Raw genomic sequence first — 17,342 nt, 5'->3', positions numbered from 1 at the left:
GAAAATGCCGGCCAGTATACACAGCCCCCCAGTACCACCAAAGCCCGAAGGGCCGGCGGTAAAGGTACCTTCATGTTACCGGGTTGCCTGCGCCGGTCGGGCAACAGGACGATTATTCGCCGTTGATGGCGCATTTGCCCTAAAATGCGTGTCTTTATCATCTTTGAACAACCGTGAGTTTGATTGATGACGAGTACGCCCAAACCCCTGGTCCTGATCATCCTGGATGGATTCGGCCACAGCGAAAGCCCCGAATACAACGCCATCTATGCCGCCAACACACCGGTCTATGACCGCCTGCGCGCTACCCAGCCGCATGGCCTGATTTCCGGATCAGGGATGGATGTCGGCCTGCCGGACGGGCAGATGGGCAACTCCGAAGTCGGTCACATGAACCTCGGCGCGGGTCGCGTCGTCTACCAGGACTTCACCCGGGTGACCAAGGCCATCCGCGATGGCGAGTTCCTCCAGAACCCGGTGCTCACCGGCGCGGTGGACAAGGCTGCGGGCGCCGGCAAGGCGGTGCACATCCTTGGCCTGCTGTCCGACGGTGGCGTGCACAGCCACCAGGACCACCTGGTCGCCATGGCCGAACTGGCCGCGCAGCGCGGTGCCGAGAAGATCTACCTGCACGCCTTCCTCGATGGCCGTGACACCCCGCCACGCAGCGCGCAATCGTCGATCGAACTGCTCGACGCGACCTTCGCCAAGCTCGGCAAGGGCCGCATCGCCAGCCTGATCGGCCGCTACTTCGCAATGGACCGTGATAACCGCTGGGACCGCGTCAGCGCCGCCTACAACCTGATCGTCGACAGCGTTGCCGACTACACCGCCGACACCGCGCTGGCAGGCCTTGAAGCCGCCTACGCCCGCGAAGAGAACGACGAGTTCGTCAAGGCCACGCGTATTGGCGAGGCAGTCAAGGTCGAAGACGGCGACGCCGTGATCTTCATGAACTTCCGCGCCGACCGCGCCCGCGAACTGTCACGTGCCTTCGTCGAACCGGACTTCAACGAATTCCCGCGTGCCCGCCTGCCGAAGATGGCCGCCTACATCGGCCTGACCCAGTACTCGGCAAAAATCGCCGCGCCGGCAGCCTACGCCCCGTCCAGCCTGAACAACGTGCTCGGCGAGTACCTGGCGAAGAACGGCAAGACCCAGCTGCGCATCGCCGAAACCGAGAAATATGCACACGTCACCTTCTTCTTCTCCGGTGGCCGCGAAGAGCCGTTCGAAGGCGAAGAGCGCATCCTGATCCCGTCGCCGAAGGTCGCCACCTACGACCTGCAGCCGGAAATGAACGCACCTGAAGTGACCGATCGCATTGTCGAGGCCATCGAGCAGCAGCGTTTCGACGTGATCGTGGTCAACTACGCCAACGGCGACATGGTCGGCCACACCGGCGTGTTCGAGGCTGCCGTCAAGGCAGTCGAAGCCCTGGATACCTGTGTCGGACGCATCGTCGAGGCGCTGGAGAAGGTCGACGGCGAAGCCCTGATCACCGCCGACCACGGCAACGTCGAGCAGATGGAAGATGCGTGCACCGGCCAGGCGCACACGGCGCATACCAGCGAGCCGGTGCCGTTCATCTATGTCGGTAAGCGCAAGGTGAAAGTCCGCGAAGGCGGCGTGCTGGCTGACGTCGCGCCGACCATGCTGAAACTGCTGGGCCTGGAAAAGCCGGCAGAAATGACCGGTACTTCGATCCTGGTCGACGCCTGATTCGGTGTACCGGGGCCGCCTAGCAGCCCCTTTGTACATGAATTCCGGACAAACGCCCCGCTGCCCCCGCAGCGAGGCGTTTTTTTTGCCTGCCCGCACGGGCATACTAGGCCAGTCTCCATCCTTGGTACGCCAAACCCCATGCTACGCGCCCTGATCCCTTTAGCCCTGTCCTGCCTGCTCAGCCCGGCCTTTGCCGATGAGCGCGCACAGACCCAGCAGCAACTGGACGCCACCCGCCAGGACATTGCCGAGCTCAAGAAGACGCTGGGCAAGCTCCAGGAAGAAAAGGCCGGCGTGCAAAAAGACCTCAAGGCCACTGAAACCGACATCGGTAATCTGGAGAAGCAGGTGGAGGCCCTGCAACAAGAACTAAAAAAGACCGAGGGCGAGCTGGAGCGCCTTGATACCGAGAAAAAAAAACTCCAGAGCGCCCGCGTTGAACAACAACGGCTGATCGCCATCCAGGCCCGTTCGGCCTACCAGAACAATGGCCGCGAGGAATACCTCAAGCTGCTGCTCAACCAGCAGAACCCAGAGAAATTCGCGCGCACCCTGTCCTATTACGACTACCTGAGCAAAGCGCGCCTCGAGCAGCTCAAGGCGTTCAACGAGACCCTGCGCCAGTTGGCCAGTGTCGAACAGAACATTTCCCGCGAGCAGGAACAACTGCTGGCCCAGCGCGCTGACCTCGACACCCGCCGCCAGGCGCTGGACGCCGAGCGCGGCAAACGCCAGCAGGTACTGGCCAAGCTCAACAGCGACGTGAAAGACGGCGACCAGAAGCTGCAGGCCCGCCAGCAGGACCAGGCCGACCTGGCCAAGGTGCTCAAGACCATCGAAGAAACCCTGGCCCGCCAGGCCCGCGAAGCCGAAGAAGCACGCAAGAAAGCCCTGCTCGCCCAGCAGGAAGCCGAGAAACGCCGCCAGCAGGAGGCCCTGGCCGCCCGCGCGGACAAGGAAGATGCCGAGCCGCCGAAAAAGGCCCGCACCACCCTCGGCCCGCTGGTTTCCAGTGACGGCGCCAGCTACGGCGGTGCATTTTCTGCAGCACGGGGAAAACTTCCCTGGCCGGTCAATGGTCGATTGCTGGCACGCTTCGGTGATGCCCGCGGCAGCGATGCCCGGGCCAAGTGGGACGGCGTGATGATCAGCGCCAGCCCCGGCACCCAGGTACACGCAGTACACGGCGGGCGCGTGGTGTTTGCCGACTGGTTGCGTGGCGCTGGACTTCTGGTCATTCTCGACCATGGTAATGGTTACCTGAGCCTGTACGGCCACAACCAGAGCCTGCTCAAGAGCGCCGGCGACATCGTCAAGGCCGGCGAGGCCATTTCCACCGTTGGCGACAGCGGTGGCCAGGACAGTGCAGGCTTGTACTTCGCCATCCGCCAGCAGGGCCGGCCTACCGACCCTTCGCAGTGGTGCCGCGGCTGACACATTACATACGGCATGGCGCCAAGCGCTGCGCCGATGCTCCGCAGGGAGCGTTTACAGGATCAGGAGTTCGTTCGACATGCTGCACTCGCCTCGCCTCACCCAGCTGGCCCTGACCATCGCCCTGGCGATCGGTGCGCCCCTGGCCAGCGCCGCGGAGCCGGCGAAAGCCTCGCCAGCCAAGACTGCCGCCGTGCCAGCCACCGAAGTGACCGCCAAGGCGCCACTGCCGCTGGAAGAGCTGCGCACCTTTGCCGAAGTCATGGACCGTATCAAGGCTGCCTACGTCGAACCTGTGGACGACAAGACCCTGCTGGAAAACGCCATCAAGGGCATGCTCAGCAACCTTGACCCACACTCGGCCTACCTCGGCCCTGAGGACTTCCAGGAGCTGCAGGAAAGCACCAGTGGCGAATTCGGCGGCCTCGGCATCGAAGTGGGCCAGGAGGACGGCAACATCAAGGTGGTGTCGCCGATTGACGACACCCCGGCATCGCGTGCCGGCGTGCAGGCCGGCGACCTGATCGTCAAGATCAACGGCGCGCCAACCCGTGGCCAGACCATGACCGAAGCCGTCGACAAGATGCGCGGCAAGGTTGGCGAGAAGATTACCCTGACCCTGGTGCGCGACGGCGGCAATCCGTTCGACGTGACCCTTGCCCGTGCGGTGATCCAGGTCAAGAGCGTGAAGAGCCAGCTGCTGGAGAGCGGCTATGGCTACATTCGCATCACCCAGTTCCAGGTCAAGACCGGTGACGAAGTGGGCAAGGCCCTGGCCAAGCTGCGCAAGGACAACGGCAAGAAGCTGCGCGGGGTGATCCTCGACCTGCGCAACAACCCCGGTGGCGTGCTGCAGGCTGCGGTGGAAGTGGCCGACCACTTCCTGACCAAGGGCCTGATCGTCTACACCAAGGGCCGCATCGCCAACTCCGAGCTGCGCTTCTCCGCCGACCCGGCCGACGCCAGCGAAGGCGTACCGCTGGTGGTGTTGATCAACGGCGGTAGTGCCTCGGCCTCGGAAATTGTCGCCGGCGCCCTGCAGGACCATAAACGCGGCGTGCTGATGGGCACCGACAGCTTCGGCAAGGGCTCGGTGCAGACCGTGCTGCCGCTGGCCAACGACCGTGCGCTGAAGCTCACCACTGCGCTGTACTACACCCCCAATGGCCGCTCGATCCAGGCCCAGGGCATCGTCCCCGACATCGAAGTGCGCCCAGCCAAGCTGACCGCCGACGCCAGCGACAATGACACCTTCAAGGAAGCCGACCTGCAGGGCCACCTGGGCAACGGCAACGGCGGCGCCGACCGCCCGACCGGCAGCAGCAAGCGCCAGGAGCGCCCACAGGACAGCGACTACCAGCTGAGCCAGGCGCTGAGCCTGCTCAAGGGCCTGAACATCACCAAGGGCGACTGATCCACCCCATGCGTTATCTGCTGTGTCTGCTGTTCTGCCTGATGGCCGGGGTCGCGCAAGCGGCGCCGGCCGGCAAGGCCTACCTGAGCATCATCATCGACGACCTGGGCCAGAGCGCCGATCGCGACAGCCGAACACTCGCCCTGCCCGGGCCGGTGACCATGGCGATCATGCCCGATACCCCGCATGCCACCGACTTCGCCCGCCAAGCCCACAAGGCCGGCAAGACGGTGATCCTGCACATGCCCATGGACCCGGCCACCGGGCCCTATGCCTGGCACCCAGGCATCCAGATCGAAGAGCTGGCGCGACGCCTGGACGCTGCCTTGGCCAAGGTGCCGTACGCCGCTGGCATCAACAACCACATGGGCAGCCGCATGACCGCCCAGCGTGAGCCGATGGCCTGGTTGATGGGTGAGTTGCAACGCCGGCACCTGTTCTTCGTCGACAGCCGCACCAGCGCGGCCACGGTCGCAGCGGCCGAGGCCCAAGCCCAAGGGCTGGCGCATGTGTCGCGGGATGTGTTCCTCGACGACGTGCGTACCACCGAGGCAATTACCGCGCAGTTGCAACAGGGCATCGCCCTGGCGCGCAAGCAGGGCTCGGCGGTGCTGATCGGGCATCCTTATCCACAGACCCTGGAAGTGCTGGAGCGCGAGCTGCCACGGCTCAAGAGCCAGGGCATCGAGCTGATCCCGCTCAGGCAGATGATCGCCGTGCGCAGCAACCTGGCGATGCCGGGGCATGGCAAGAACGGGCGCTACACCAACCGCTGACATTGCAGTACGCACGGTCATTGTGGGAGCGGCCTTGCGTCGCGAAAGGGGCGCGTAGCGGCCCCAGGGTTTCAGCCACGCGGCACAGATTGCCGGGGCCGCTTTGCGGCCCTTTCGCGACACAAGGCCGCTCCTACAAGGGACCGCATAGCCTTCCAGGCATAAAAAAACCCGCTCAGGTGAGCGGGTTTTTTGTTTGCCTCAAGGCCGATCAGCTATACACACGGCCCAGCAACTGCCGGTGGCTTTCGAACTGGTCAAGCACATCGCGCACGATCTGCTCTGGCGCAAAGCCCATCAGGTCGTACTCCTGGCTGCCATCGTGCAGGTACACCTCGGCACGGTAGAAGCGCTGGCGCACTTCCGGCTCGCCTTCCACCGGTGCTTCACTCGGCGCAGCCATGTAGCCGTCCAGGCTCACTTCGTAAACGAACGGGTTGCCCTCGTCCATCATCACCCGCAGGCCCATCATGTTGCGCGACTGGCCAACGCGGGTTTCCACCTCGAAGCCCAGGGTCTGCAGCTGTGCGGCAGCTTCCTTGAGTGCCGGGCTGACCTGCTTGTCCATGAAGCGCTGCACCACGGCCTGGGTCGGCTGCAGGTCCAGCTGGCTCAGGCGCTCGGTGAAGCCGCGGCGACCACGGGCGGCCAGCTCGGCTCGCTCCTGCTCGACTGCCACGTCCTGCTTCATGGCCTTGTACAGGCCGAACATGAACAGTACCAGCACCACCGAGAACGGCAGGCCCGCCAGCACCACCATGGTCTGCATGGCCTCGAAGTTGCCGGCGAACAGCAGGCCGATGGTGACCAGGGTGATGACCACCGACCAGAACACCACCATCCAGTGCGGGGCGTCTTCGTCGACCTTGCCGCCTTTGCACGACAGGTTGGCCATCATCACCGCGCCGGAGTCGGCCGGGGTGAGGAACAGCACGAAGCCGACGAACACCGCCACACCGATCACGATCTTGGCCGCCGGGAAGTATTCCAGCAGCTGGTAGATCGACATCGACGGCTGTTCAAGGGCGGTCTTGCCCAGCTCCACGGCGCCCTGGTTGATTACCAGGTCCAGCGCGGTGTTGCCGAAGATCGACAGCCAGGCCAGGGTGAAGCCCAGCGGGATCAGCAGCACGCCGCTGACCAGCTGGCGCACGGTACGGCCCTTGGAGATACGGGCAATGAACATGCCGACGAATGGGCCCCAGGAGATCCACCAGGCCCAGTAGAACACGGTCCACAGGCCCAGCCAGCGCTCGGACTTGCCGGCTTCGCCTTCATACACATAGAGGTCGAAGGTCTTCAGCACGATGCCGTTCAGGTAGTCGCCGATGTTCTGCACAAAACCGTTGAGCAGGTGCAGGGTCTCGCCGCCCAGCAGGACGAAGATCAGCAGGCCGCTGAACAGCATGATGTTCAGGTTGGACAAGCGGCGGATGCCGTTTTCCACACCCGATACCGCCGCCACAGTGGCCACGCCGGCCATGACCAGGATCACCACCAGCAGGTTGGTCTTGCTGTGGTCCATGCCGAACAGGTATTCCAGGCCGGACGAAACCTGCATCGAACCGATGCCCAGGTTGGTCACCAGGCCCAGCAGGGTCACGAACATGCCGAAGATGTCCACGGCATTGCCCGCAGCGCCCTTGACCCAACGCTCACCGACCAGCGGGTACAGCGCCGAGCGCAGTGCCAGCGGCTGGTTGTGGCGGTAGGCGAAGTAACCCACGGCCAGGCCGACCAGGGCGTAGATCGCCCAGCCATGCAGGCCCCAGTGCAGGAAGGTCAGCTGCAGGCCCTGGCGCGCGGCCTCGAGGCTGGCAGAGGTGCCTTCCGGTGGGTTGAAGTAGTGGTCCAGCGGCTCGGACGCGCCGAAATACAGCAGCGAAATGCCGATACCGGAGGAGAACAGCATGCCGGCCCAGGCGCCATAGCTGAAGTCAGGCTGGTCGTCCTTGCCGCCAAGCTTGAGCTTGCCGTAGTCGGAAAACGCCAGGTAGATGACGAACAGCAGGTAACCGCCGATCACCAGCATGTAGTACCAGCCGAAGGTGCGCGTCAGCCATTTCTGGGCCACGCCCAGCACCTGGCCGGCGGTTTCAGGTACAGCGATCAACAAGGCAGTCAGAACGAGGATCATCAGCGCGGAGGTGAAGAACACCACGCGGTTGACCCGTACCCTCTCGGCGGGGGGCTTGGTAAGTGAGGCAGAACTCATTGCACGAATGCTCCGGGCAGTACGGCTGTGGAGGCTAATCAGTCTTTTCCCGAGCAATTGGTGGAATTCCGCCACTGCATCAGGTGTTATAAAAGCACCCTGGAAACCGCGATCCCGAATCGATACGTTGCAAAAAAACAGACAGGTGGCCTGCTGAAAATGCCACGCCTCAGCGGAGGTGCGCGCATTCGTCACAGATCACCCCGCCCGCTCCAAGGGCCTGTCGCAGGGCCAGTGACCGTACGGCAGAATCTGCATTTCGCATCGCTCATGCCCGTCAACGCCTTGTATTCCGGGGGTTACGCGATTTCCTGGGGTGTCAATCAGTGCCTTCTCGACAGCCTGAAAAACTGTCAATGGCACAAATTGTCGCAGAGCTTATTCTTTATTGATTGAACGTTCAATCAAAACAAAATAGACTGGCCTTCGCCGAGTCAGCCGCCTGTCGTCTGCTCGCAGGCCTGAGGAGATAGCAAGATGCCCAAGGTCGGTATGCAACCCATCCGCCGCCAGCAGTTGATCGAAGCCACATTGCAGGCGGTCGATCAGGTCGGACTGGGTGACGCCAGCATTGCGCTGATTGCCCGTTTGGCCGGTGTGTCGAACGGCATCATCAGTCACTACTTTCGGGACAAGAACGGCCTGATCGCAGCGACGATGGGTTACATCATGAACATGCTCAACGAAGGCGTTAGAGCACGTCGCCAGGCCCTGACGGACGACAGCCCGCGTGCCCACCTGAAAGTGATCATCGAGGGCAACTTCGATGCCAGCCAGGTGAACGGCCCGGCAATGAAAACCTGGTTGGCCTTCTGGGCTTCCAGCATGCACCAGCCCGATTTGCACAGGTTGCAGCGGATCAACGATCACCGCCTGTATTCCAACCTGTGCTGCCAGTTCCGCCGCACCCTGCCGCTCTACCATGCGCGCAAGGCAGCCCGCGGCCTGGCGGCCCTGATCGATGGCCTGTGGCTGCGTGGTGCCCTGTCGGGAGATGCATTCGACACCGACCAGGCAGTACGGATTGCATACGAATACATGGATCTACAACTGGCTAAACAGCACACCCTGGGCACAACCGACCAGGCCGCTGATCAAGCACGCACGGCTCACGCCAACCCGGCAGGAGCGTGACGCGCAAGCCAACCACACACTGCACTTGCGAGGACACTATGGCCCGTTTCGGAACGCAAAAACTCTACATTGATGGCGCTTACGTCGACGCTGGCAGCGATGCCACCTTCGAAGCCATCAACCCGGCTACCGGCGAAGTCCTCGCCCACGTGCAACGTGCCACCGAGGCCGACGTCGAGAAGGCCGTGGAAAGCGCCGAGCGCGGCCAGAAGGTCTGGGCTGCGATGACCGCCATGCAGCGTTCCCGCATCCTGCGCCGCGCCGTCGACATCCTGCGCGAGCGCAACGATGAACTGGCCATGCTGGAAACCCTGGACACCGGCAAGTCGTACTCGGAAACCCGCTATGTCGACATCGTCACCGGCGCCGACGTGCTGGAGTACTACGCTGGCCTGGTACCGGCCATCGAAGGTGAGCAGATCCCGCTGCGCGAATCGTCCTTCGTCTACACCCGCCGCGAGCCGCTGGGCGTGACCGTCGGTATCGGCGCGTGGAACTACCCGATCCAGATCGCCCTGTGGAAATCCGCCCCGGCCCTGGCCGCTGGCAACGCGATGATCTTCAAGCCATCGGAAGTCACTTCGCTGACCACCCTGAAACTGGCCGAGATCTACACCGAAGCCGGCCTGCCGAACGGCGTGTTCAACGTCCTGACCGGCAGCGGCCGCGAAGTCGGCACCTGGCTGACCGAGCACCCACGCATCGAGAAAGTCTCCTTCACCGGCGGCACGACCACTGGCAAGAAGGTCATGGCCAGCGCCTCGAGCTCGTCGCTCAAGGAAGTCACCATGGAACTGGGCGGCAAGTCGCCACTGATCATCTGCGCCGACGCCGACCTGGACAAGGCCGCCGACATCGCCATGATGGCCAACTTCTACAGCTCCGGTCAGGTCTGCACCAACGGCACCCGCGTGTTCATCCCAGCTGAAATGAAGGCGGCCTTCGAAGCCAAGATCGCCGAACGCGTTGCCCGCATCCGCGTTGGCAACCCGGAAGACGAGAACACCAACTTCGGCCCACTGGTCAGCTTCCAGCACATGGAAAGCGTGCTCGGCTATATCGCCAAGGGCAAAGAAGAAGGTGCTCGCGTGCTGTGCGGCGGCGAGCGTCTGACTGCCGGTGACTTCGCCAATGGCGCCTTCGTGGCCCCGACCGTCTTCACCGACTGCACTGACGACATGACCATCGTCAAGGAAGAGATCTTCGGCCCGGTGATGAGCATCCTCACCTACGAAACCGAAGAAGAAGTCATCCGCCGTGCCAACGACACCGACTACGGCCTGGCCGCTGGTGTCTGCACCAACGACATCTCCCGCGCCCACCGCATCATCCACCAGCTGGAAGCCGGTATCTGCTGGATCAACGCCTGGGGCGAATCGCCAGCCGAAATGCCGGTTGGCGGCTACAAGCAGTCGGGCGTCGGCCGTGAGAACGGCGTCAGCTCGCTGGCTCAATACACTCGCATCAAGTCGGTCCAGGTCGAGCTGGGCGGCTACAACTCGGTCTTCTAAGGCCCTGTCCAGCCACGCCCGTGCCACTGCGCACGGGCGTTTCCGCTCCCTGATCACCGCCAACACGAGGGTACTTCCATGTCCCAAGAATTCGATTACATCATCGTCGGAGCAGGCTCCGCCGGTAACACCCTGGCGACCCGCCTGACCGAAGACGCCGGCGTGACCGTGCTGCTGCTGGAAGCCGGTGGCCCTGACTACCGCTTCGACTTCCGCACCCAGATGCCGGCCGCCCTGGCCTTCCCGCTGCAGGGCCGCCGCTACAACTGGGCCTACGAGACCGACCCGGAGCCGCACATGGACGGCCGCCGCATGGAATGTGGCCGCGGCAAGGGCCTGGGTGGCTCCTCGCTGATCAACGGCATGTGCTACATCCGCGGCAACGCCAAGGACTTCGACGGCTGGGCAGAACTGCCAGGCCTGGAAGACTGGACCTACCTGGACTGCCTGCCGTACTTCCGTAAAGCCGAAACCCGCGACATCGGCCCGAACGACTACCACGGCGGCGACGGCCCGGTCAGCGTGGCCACGCCGAAAGCCGGCAACAACCCGCTGTTCCACGCCATGGTCGAAGCCGGCGTGCAGGCCGGTTACCCGCGCACCGAAGACCTCAACGGCTACCAGCAGGAAGGCTTCGGCCCGATGGACCGTTCGGTGACCAAGAACGGCCGCCGCTCCAGCACCGCCCGCGGCTACCTGGACCAGGCCAAGAAGCGCCCGAACCTGACCATCGTCACCCACGCCCTGACGGACCGCGTGCTGTTCGACGGCAAGCGTGCCGTTGGCGTGACCTACCTGGTCGGCGACAGCGAAGAGCGCGTCGAAGCCCGTGCCCGCAAGGAAGTGATCGTCAGCTCCGGCGCCATCGCTTCTCCACAGCTGCTGCAGCGTTCCGGCGTTGGCCCGCGCGCCCTGCTGGAAAGCCTCGAGATCCCGGTCGTGCACGACCTGCCGGGCGTCGGCGAGAACCTGCAGGACCACCTTGAGCTGTACCTGCAGTACGCCTGCACCCAGCCGGTGTCGCTGTACCCATCGCTGCTGTGGTGGAACCAGCCGGCCATCGGCGCCGAGTGGATGTTCAACGGTACCGGTATCGGCGCCAGCAACCAGTTCGAGGCCGGCGGTTTCATCCGCACCCGCCCTGAGTTCGAGTGGCCGAACATCCAGTACCACTTCCTGCCGGTCGCGATTAACTACAACGGCTCCAACGGCGTGAAGGAACACGGTTTCCAGGCGCACATGGGCTCGATGCGCTCGCCAAGCCGTGGCCGCATCCAGGCCAAGTCGAAGAACCCGCGCCAGCACCCGAGCATCCTGTTCAACTACATGGCTACCGAGCAGGACTGGCAGGAATTCCGTGACGGCATCCGCCTGACCCGCGAAATCATGGCCCAGCCGGCGCTGGACCCGTACCGCGGTCGCGAGATCAGCCCGGGCGAGCACGTGCAAACCGACGAGGAACTGGACAAGTTCATCCGCGAGCACGCCGAAACCGCCTTCCACCCGTCCTGCTCCTGCAAGATGGGCACCGACGACATGGCAGTGGTCGACGGCGAAGGCCGCGTGCACGGCATGAAGGGCCTGCGTGTGGTCGATGCGTCGATCATGCCGATCATCATCACCGGCAACCTCAACGCCACCACGATCATGATCGCCGAGAAGATCTCGGACAAGATCCGCAACCGTAAGCCGCTGCCGCGCAGCACCGCCAAGTACTACGTGGCCAACGGTGCACCGGTGAAGGGCAAGGCGATGCGTGAGGTGAAGCAGGCGTAATCCTGCCCCGGCCTCTTCGCGGCTAAAGCCGCTCCCACAGGGTTCGCACAGGTTTTGAAATCTGTGCAGTACCTGTGGGAGCGGCTTTAGCCGCGAAAGGGCCCTCCCAGGCAACACCCGAAAAGGCACCCTCCGCGGTGCCTTTTTTTCATCTGCAGAAACGCTTTACAGCCTGCCAATTCATCAGGTTAGAATCAATTGGCACGCGACTTGCCAAGTCAAGGAGCCAAGCCCCTTTCCCGCGATATCCCGGAGTACCTGCCTTTGGATGCCAGCACCATCAACAGCCTGTTCTTGATCGGCGCATTGCTGGTGGGCGCAAGTATCCTGGTCAGCTCGCTGTCGTCGCGCCTGGGCATCCCTATTCTGGTCATCATCCTCGCCGTCGGCATGGTCGCCGGTGTCGATGGTGGCGGCATCATCTTCAACAACTACCCGACTGCCTACCTGGTGGGCAACCTGGCATTGGCCGTGATCCTTCTGGACGGTGGCCTGCGCACCCGGGTGGCGAGCTTCCGTGTAGCACTGTGGCCGGCGCTGTCGCTGGCCACCGTCGGCGTGATGATCACCACCGCACTCACCGGCATGGTCGCCGCCTGGCTGTTCAACCTGAGCCTCATCCAGGGCCTGCTGATCGGCGCCATCGTCGGCTCTACCGACGCCGCGGCAGTCTTTTCGCTGCTCGGCGGCAAAGGCCTGAACGAGCGGGTTACCGCCACCCTGGAAATCGAATCGGGCAGCAACGACCCGATGGCCGTATTCCTCACCGTTACCCTGATCGACATGATTGCCAGCGGCCAGACCGGCCTGCACTGGAGCCTGCTGGGCCACTTGCTGCGCGAGTTTGGTATCGGCGGCCTGCTGGGCCTGGGTGGCGGCTGGTTGATGCTGCAGCTGGTCAACCGCATCAACCTGGCCGGTGGCCTGTACCCGATCCTGGTGGTGGCCGGCGGCCTGGTGGTGTTCTCGCTGACCAACGCCCTGCACGGCAGCGGCTTCCTCGCCGTTTACCTGTGTGGCCTGGTTTTGGGCAACAAGCCGATCCGCAGCCGCCACGGCATCCTGCACATGCTCGACGGCATGGCCTGGCTGGCCCAGATCGGCATGTTCCTGGTGCTGGGGCTGCTGGTCACGCCCCACGACCTGCTGCCGATTGCCCTGCCAGCGCTGGGCCTGGCGCTGTGGATGATCCTGGTGGCGCGGCCGCTGTCGGTGGTGGCCGCACTGCTGCCCTTCAAGGCCTTCCACGGCCGCGAAAAGGGCTTCATCTCCTGGGTCGGCCTGCGCGGCGCGGTACCGATCATTCTGGCGGTGTTCCCGCTGATGGCCGGCTTGCCGGACGCCCAGCTGTTCTTCAACCTGGCGTTCTTCATCGTACTGGTGTCGCTGCTGGTGCAAGGCACCAGCCTGCCGTGGATGGCCAAGCTGCTGAAAGTCACCGTACCACCGGACCCGGCGCCTATTTCCCGCTCGGCGCTGGAAGTGCACGTCACCAGCGAGTGGGAGCTGTTCGTCTACCGCCTGGGCGCGGAAAAGTGGTGCATCGGTGCTGCCCTGCGCGAGCTGAAAATGCCCGAAGGCACGCGTATCGCCGCACTGTTCCGCGCCGAACAGTTGCTGCACCCGTCCGGCAGTACCGTACTGGAAGTCGGCGACATGCTCTGCGTGATCGGCCACGAACATAACCTTCCGGCACTGGGCAAACTGTTCAGCCAGGCACCACAGCGCGGCCTGGACCTGCGCTTCTTCGGCGACTTCGTGCTCGAAGGCGATGCCGAGCTGGGCGCGGTGGCCGCACTTTATGGCCTGAAACTGGACGGCCTGGACGCGAAAATGCCACTTGCGCAGTTCATCCGACAGAAGGTCGGAGGCGCTCCAGTAGTAGGCGACCAGGTCGATTGGCACGGCACGATCTGGACGGTGGCGACCATGGACGGGAACAAGATTCAGAAAGTCGGCGTCAGATTCCCCGAAGGAACGCGACCCGGACCAGGATTGTTCCTCTAAACTCCGTTTCCGCCTGATCCACAAGTAGTCTGCCTATGTCCTTGCGCGTGTACCTTCGCACAGCCCTGCTGGGGTTGTGCCTGTCCCTTCCTGTCGCGGTCAACGCGGCGGAAACCCCGAGCACCGCCAGCATCCAGAACAGCCTCGACAAAATTGCCGAGCGCAAGTTGCCCGAAGCCGACCAGAAGGCCCTGCAGCAGGTGCTCGAGCAGACCATGGCCCTGCTAAACAGCAAGGATGACAGCGAGAAGAAGCTGGCCGCGCTCAAGCAGCAGCTGACCAGTGCCCCCAAGGAAACCAGCGACAGCCAGAAAGAACTGGCCCGGCTCAAGGAAAGCAAGGCACAGCCAGTCGCCCAGCGCTATGCCAGCCTGACCGTGCCGCAGCTCGAGCAGATGCTCAGCGAGCGCAACACCCAGCAGGGCGAGCTGCAGAAGGCGCTGTCCGAAGCCAACAGCCTGATCATCAACTCGCAGACCCGACCCGAGCGCGCCCAGGCCGAGATCAGCAACAACCAGACCCGCACCCAGCAGATCAACAACAGCCTCAAGAGCGGCAAGGACGGTGGCAAGCCGATCAACGCCGACCAGCGCAACCAGCTCAATGCCGAACTGGCCTCGCTCAACGCGCTGACCCTGCTGCGCCGTCAGGAGCTGGCCGGCAACGGCCTGCTGCAAGACCTCGGCAACGCCCGCCACGACCTGCTGATCGAGCGTGCCGCGCGCCTGGAGCAGGAAATTCAGGACCTGCAGACGCTGATCAACGAAAAGCGCCTGGCCCAGTCCCAGCAAACCGTCACCCAGCAGTCGATCGAAGCGCAGAAAGCCGGCGGCAGCAGCCTGCTGGCCACTGAGAGTGCGGCCAACCTGAAGCTTTCCGACTATCTGCTGAAAAGCACCGACCGCCTCAACGAGCTGACCCAGCAGAACCTGCGCACCAAGCAGCAGCTCGACAGCCTGACCCAGGCCGACCAGGCCCTGGATGAGCAGATCAACGTACTCAAGGGCAGCCTGCTGCTGTCGAAGATCCTCTACAAGCAGAAGCAGGCATTGCCGCACCTGAAGGTCGACCGTGACCTGGCCGACCAGATCGCCGACATTCGCCTGTACCAGTTCGAGATCAACCAGCAGCGCGAACAGATGAGCAACCCGGTGACCTACGTCGACAAGCTGCTGGCCAACCAGCCGCAGGAAGACGTCACGCCGCAACTGCGCAAGGCCTTGCTGGAGGTGGCGATCACCCGCAGCGACCTGCTCGAACGCCTGAACCGCGAGCTGTCGGCGCTGCTCAACGAATCGATCACCCTGCAGCTCAACCAGAAGCAGCTGCTGGGCACCGCCCAGGGCCTGCGCAACACCCTCGACGAGCAGATGTTCTGGATCCCCAGCAACAAGCCGCTGGACTGGGACTGGCTGCGCCTGGTGCCGGAACGCTTCCCCGAACAGGTTGCCAGCCTGCCCTGGGGCTCGGGCATCAAGGAGCTGGCCGACGGCCTGAGCCAGCGGCCGCTGCTGTTCCTGCCGCTGCTGCTGGCGATCGGTGCCTTGCTGTGGCGGCGCAAATACCTCTACCAACGGCTGGGCAAGGTGCACCAGGACATCGGCCACTTCCGCCGTGACAGCCAGTGGCACACCCCTCAGGCCATCCTGATCAACATCCTCCTGGCGATGCCAGTGAGCCTGGGCCTGGCGCTGTGCAGCTACGCCCTGCAGATCGACGCCCGCGGGCAGAACGCCAACCTCGGCGCGGCGCTGTGGCAGCTGGCCCAGGCCTGGCTGGTGTTCTACACCGCCTACCGCATCCTCGCCCCCGGTGGCGTGGCGGAAATCCACTTCCGCTGGCACAAGCCGCAGGTCGAGTTCCTGCGCGGCTGGGTACGCCGGCTAGGTACCGTGGTACTGGCGCTGGTCGGTGTGGTGGCAGTCGCCGAGCACCAGCCTTCGGCACTGGCCGATGACGTGCTCGGCATCGGCGTGGTGCTGACCTGCTACGCATTGATGGCCTGGCTGCTCAGCCGCCTGCTGCTGAGCAGCCCGGCGCACCGTGACACGTCGCTGTTCCGCAGGGCTGTCGGGGTGGCCTTCACCGCCCTGCCGATCGCGCTGTTCGTGGCCGTGTGCTTCGGCTACTACTACACCGCGCTGAAACTGACCGACCGACTGATCTACACCCTCTACCTGCTGCTGTTCTGGCTGGTGATCGAGGCCGCCTTCGTCCGCGGCCTTTCGGTGGCTGCACGACGCCTGGCCTACCAGCGCGCGCTGAGCAAGCGCCAGGCCGCCAAGGAAGGGCTGGATGGCGAAGTCATCACCGAAGAGCCGACCCTGGACATCGAACAGGTCAACCAACAGTCGCTGCGCCTGATCCGCCTGGCCCTGCTTGGCGGCTTCATCGCCGGGCTCTACTGGGTCTGGTCGGACCTGATCTCGGTGTTCGCCTACCTCAACAACTTCGTGCTGTACGAGTACACCAGCGGCACCGGTGCCGCCGCCAGCATGGTGCCGATCAGCCTCGGCGACCTGCTCGGCGCGCTGGTGATCGTCGGCATTACCTTCGCCCTGGCCGGCAACTTGCCGGGCCTGCTGGAAGTGCTGGTGCTGTCACGCCTGAACCTGGCCCAGGGCAGCGCCTACGCCACCACCACGCTGCTGTCGTACACCATCGTCGGTGTCGGCATCGTCAGCACCCTGTCGACCCTCGGGGTGAGCTGGGACAAGCTGCAGTGGCTGGTGGCGGCACTGTCGGTGGGCCTGGGCTTCGGCATGCAGGAGATCTTCGCCAACTTCATCTCCGGCATCATGATCCTGTTCGAGCGCCCGGTGCGGATCGGCGACACCATCACCATCGGCAACCTGTCCGGCACGGTGAGCAAGATCCGCATCCGCGCCACCACCATCACCGACTTCGACCGCAAGGACATCATCGTCCCCAACAAGACCTTCATCACCGGCCAGCTGATCAACTGGTCGCTGACCGACACCGTCACCCGGGTGACGCTGAAGCTGGGCATCGACTACGGCTCCGACCTCGACCTGGTGCGCGACCTGCTGCTCAAGGGCGCCCACGACAACCCACGGGTGCTCAAGGACCCGGAGCCGATCGTGTACTTCCTCAACTTCGGCGAGAGCTCGCTGGACCACGAGCTGCGCATGCACGTGCGTGACCTCGGTGACCGCAACCCGACGCTGGACGAGATCAACCGCTACATCAACCGCGAGTTCAAGGCCCACAACATCAAGATCTCGGTACGCCAGGTCGAAGTGTTCCTGATGGACCCGAAAGGCGGCAAGCAGCAACTGATCCCGATGGAGCAACCTAAACCGGATGGCACTGCACCGGCCTGAGTAAGC

General features: G+C 63.9%; 10 protein-coding genes. 9 read left to right on the top strand and 1 reads right to left on the bottom strand.

Annotated features, from left to right (window positions below; genetic code table 11):
* The first annotated feature begins 186 nt into the window (after positions 1-186).
* The 4 genes from gpmI to N430_RS03955 all read left to right on the top strand — a co-directional run bounded on the left by gpmI (position 187) and on the right by N430_RS03955 (position 5,349).
* Entirely contained in the window at positions 187-1,722 is a 1,536-nt protein-coding gene (gene gpmI / locus N430_RS03970) for a 2,3-bisphosphoglycerate-independent phosphoglycerate mutase (RefSeq protein WP_110633090.1), read from the top strand.
* A 141-nt stretch (positions 1,723-1,863) separates the two neighbouring features.
* Positions 1,864-3,159 carry a murein hydrolase activator EnvC gene (locus N430_RS03965; protein ID WP_110633087.1) on the top strand — a complete coding sequence of 432 codons (1,296 nt, stop codon included), beginning with the start codon at positions 1,864-1,866 and terminating at the stop codon, positions 3,157-3,159.
* Positions 3,160-3,238: 79 nt separating this feature from the next.
* Entirely contained in the window at positions 3,239-4,573 is a 1,335-nt protein-coding gene (locus tag N430_RS03960) for a S41 family peptidase (protein WP_110633085.1), read from the top strand.
* Between the two features lie 8 nt (positions 4,574-4,581).
* Positions 4,582-5,349 carry a divergent polysaccharide deacetylase family protein gene (locus N430_RS03955; protein ID WP_110633082.1) on the top strand — a complete coding sequence of 256 codons (768 nt, stop codon included), beginning with the start codon at positions 4,582-4,584 and terminating at the stop codon, positions 5,347-5,349.
* 211 nt (positions 5,350-5,560) lie between these two features.
* On the opposite strand, the gene N430_RS03950 is transcribed toward N430_RS03955, so the two are convergent.
* Positions 5,561-7,507, bottom strand: a complete 1,947-nt coding sequence (locus tag N430_RS03950; RefSeq protein WP_256592080.1) for a BCCT family transporter — start codon at positions 7,505-7,507, stop codon at positions 5,561-5,563.
* Positions 7,508-8,041: 534 nt separating this feature from the next.
* Here N430_RS03950 and betI point away from each other — a divergent pair.
* The 5 genes from betI (at position 8,042) to mscK (ending at position 17,336) form a co-directional block, all read left to right on the top strand.
* Positions 8,042-8,698 (top strand): transcriptional regulator BetI, encoded by a 657-nt coding sequence (gene betI, locus N430_RS03945; RefSeq protein WP_110633074.1) that lies wholly within the window; start codon positions 8,042-8,044, stop codon positions 8,696-8,698.
* A 38-nt stretch (positions 8,699-8,736) separates the two neighbouring features.
* Positions 8,737-10,209, top strand: coding sequence for a betaine-aldehyde dehydrogenase (betB, locus tag N430_RS03940; RefSeq protein WP_110633071.1), 1,473 nt, complete (start codon positions 8,737-8,739; stop codon positions 10,207-10,209).
* Positions 10,210-10,287: 78 nt separating this feature from the next.
* Complete coding sequence (gene betA / locus N430_RS03935) at positions 10,288-11,985, top strand: choline dehydrogenase (RefSeq protein ID WP_110633068.1); 1,698 nt, start codon at positions 10,288-10,290, stop codon at positions 11,983-11,985.
* A gap of 264 nt (positions 11,986-12,249) precedes the next feature.
* Entirely contained in the window at positions 12,250-13,992 is a 1,743-nt protein-coding gene (locus N430_RS03930; protein ID WP_110633065.1) for a potassium/proton antiporter, read from the top strand.
* 35 nt (positions 13,993-14,027) lie between these two features.
* Positions 14,028-17,336, top strand: a complete 3,309-nt coding sequence (gene mscK, locus N430_RS03925; RefSeq protein ID WP_110633062.1) for a mechanosensitive channel MscK — start codon at positions 14,028-14,030, stop codon at positions 17,334-17,336.
* The last annotated feature ends 6 nt before the right edge of the window (positions 17,337-17,342 follow it).

Origin of the sequence: Pseudomonas sp. CC120222-01a (assembly GCF_003097235.1) — a bacterium.
GTDB lineage: Bacteria > Pseudomonadota > Gammaproteobacteria > Pseudomonadales > Pseudomonadaceae > Aquipseudomonas.
This window is presented reverse-complemented; position numbering and strand designations above follow the sequence as displayed.

Excerpts from the sequence above, each read along its gene's own strand:
- gpmI (WP_110633090.1), top strand. The coding sequence starts at position 187 with ATGACGAGTACGCCCAAACCCCTGGTCCTGATCATCCTGGATGGATTC.
- N430_RS03965 (WP_110633087.1), top strand. The coding sequence starts at position 1,864 with ATGCTACGCGCCCTGATCCCTTTAGCCCTGTCCTGCCTGCTCAGCCCG.
- N430_RS03960 (WP_110633085.1), top strand. The coding sequence starts at position 3,239 with ATGCTGCACTCGCCTCGCCTCACCCAGCTGGCCCTGACCATCGCCCTG.
- N430_RS03955 (WP_110633082.1), top strand. The coding sequence starts at position 4,582 with ATGCGTTATCTGCTGTGTCTGCTGTTCTGCCTGATGGCCGGGGTCGCG.
- betI (WP_110633074.1), top strand. The coding sequence starts at position 8,042 with ATGCCCAAGGTCGGTATGCAACCCATCCGCCGCCAGCAGTTGATCGAA.
- betB (WP_110633071.1), top strand. The coding sequence starts at position 8,737 with ATGGCCCGTTTCGGAACGCAAAAACTCTACATTGATGGCGCTTACGTC.
- betA (WP_110633068.1), top strand. The coding sequence starts at position 10,288 with ATGTCCCAAGAATTCGATTACATCATCGTCGGAGCAGGCTCCGCCGGT.
- mscK (WP_110633062.1), top strand. The coding sequence starts at position 14,028 with ATGTCCTTGCGCGTGTACCTTCGCACAGCCCTGCTGGGGTTGTGCCTG.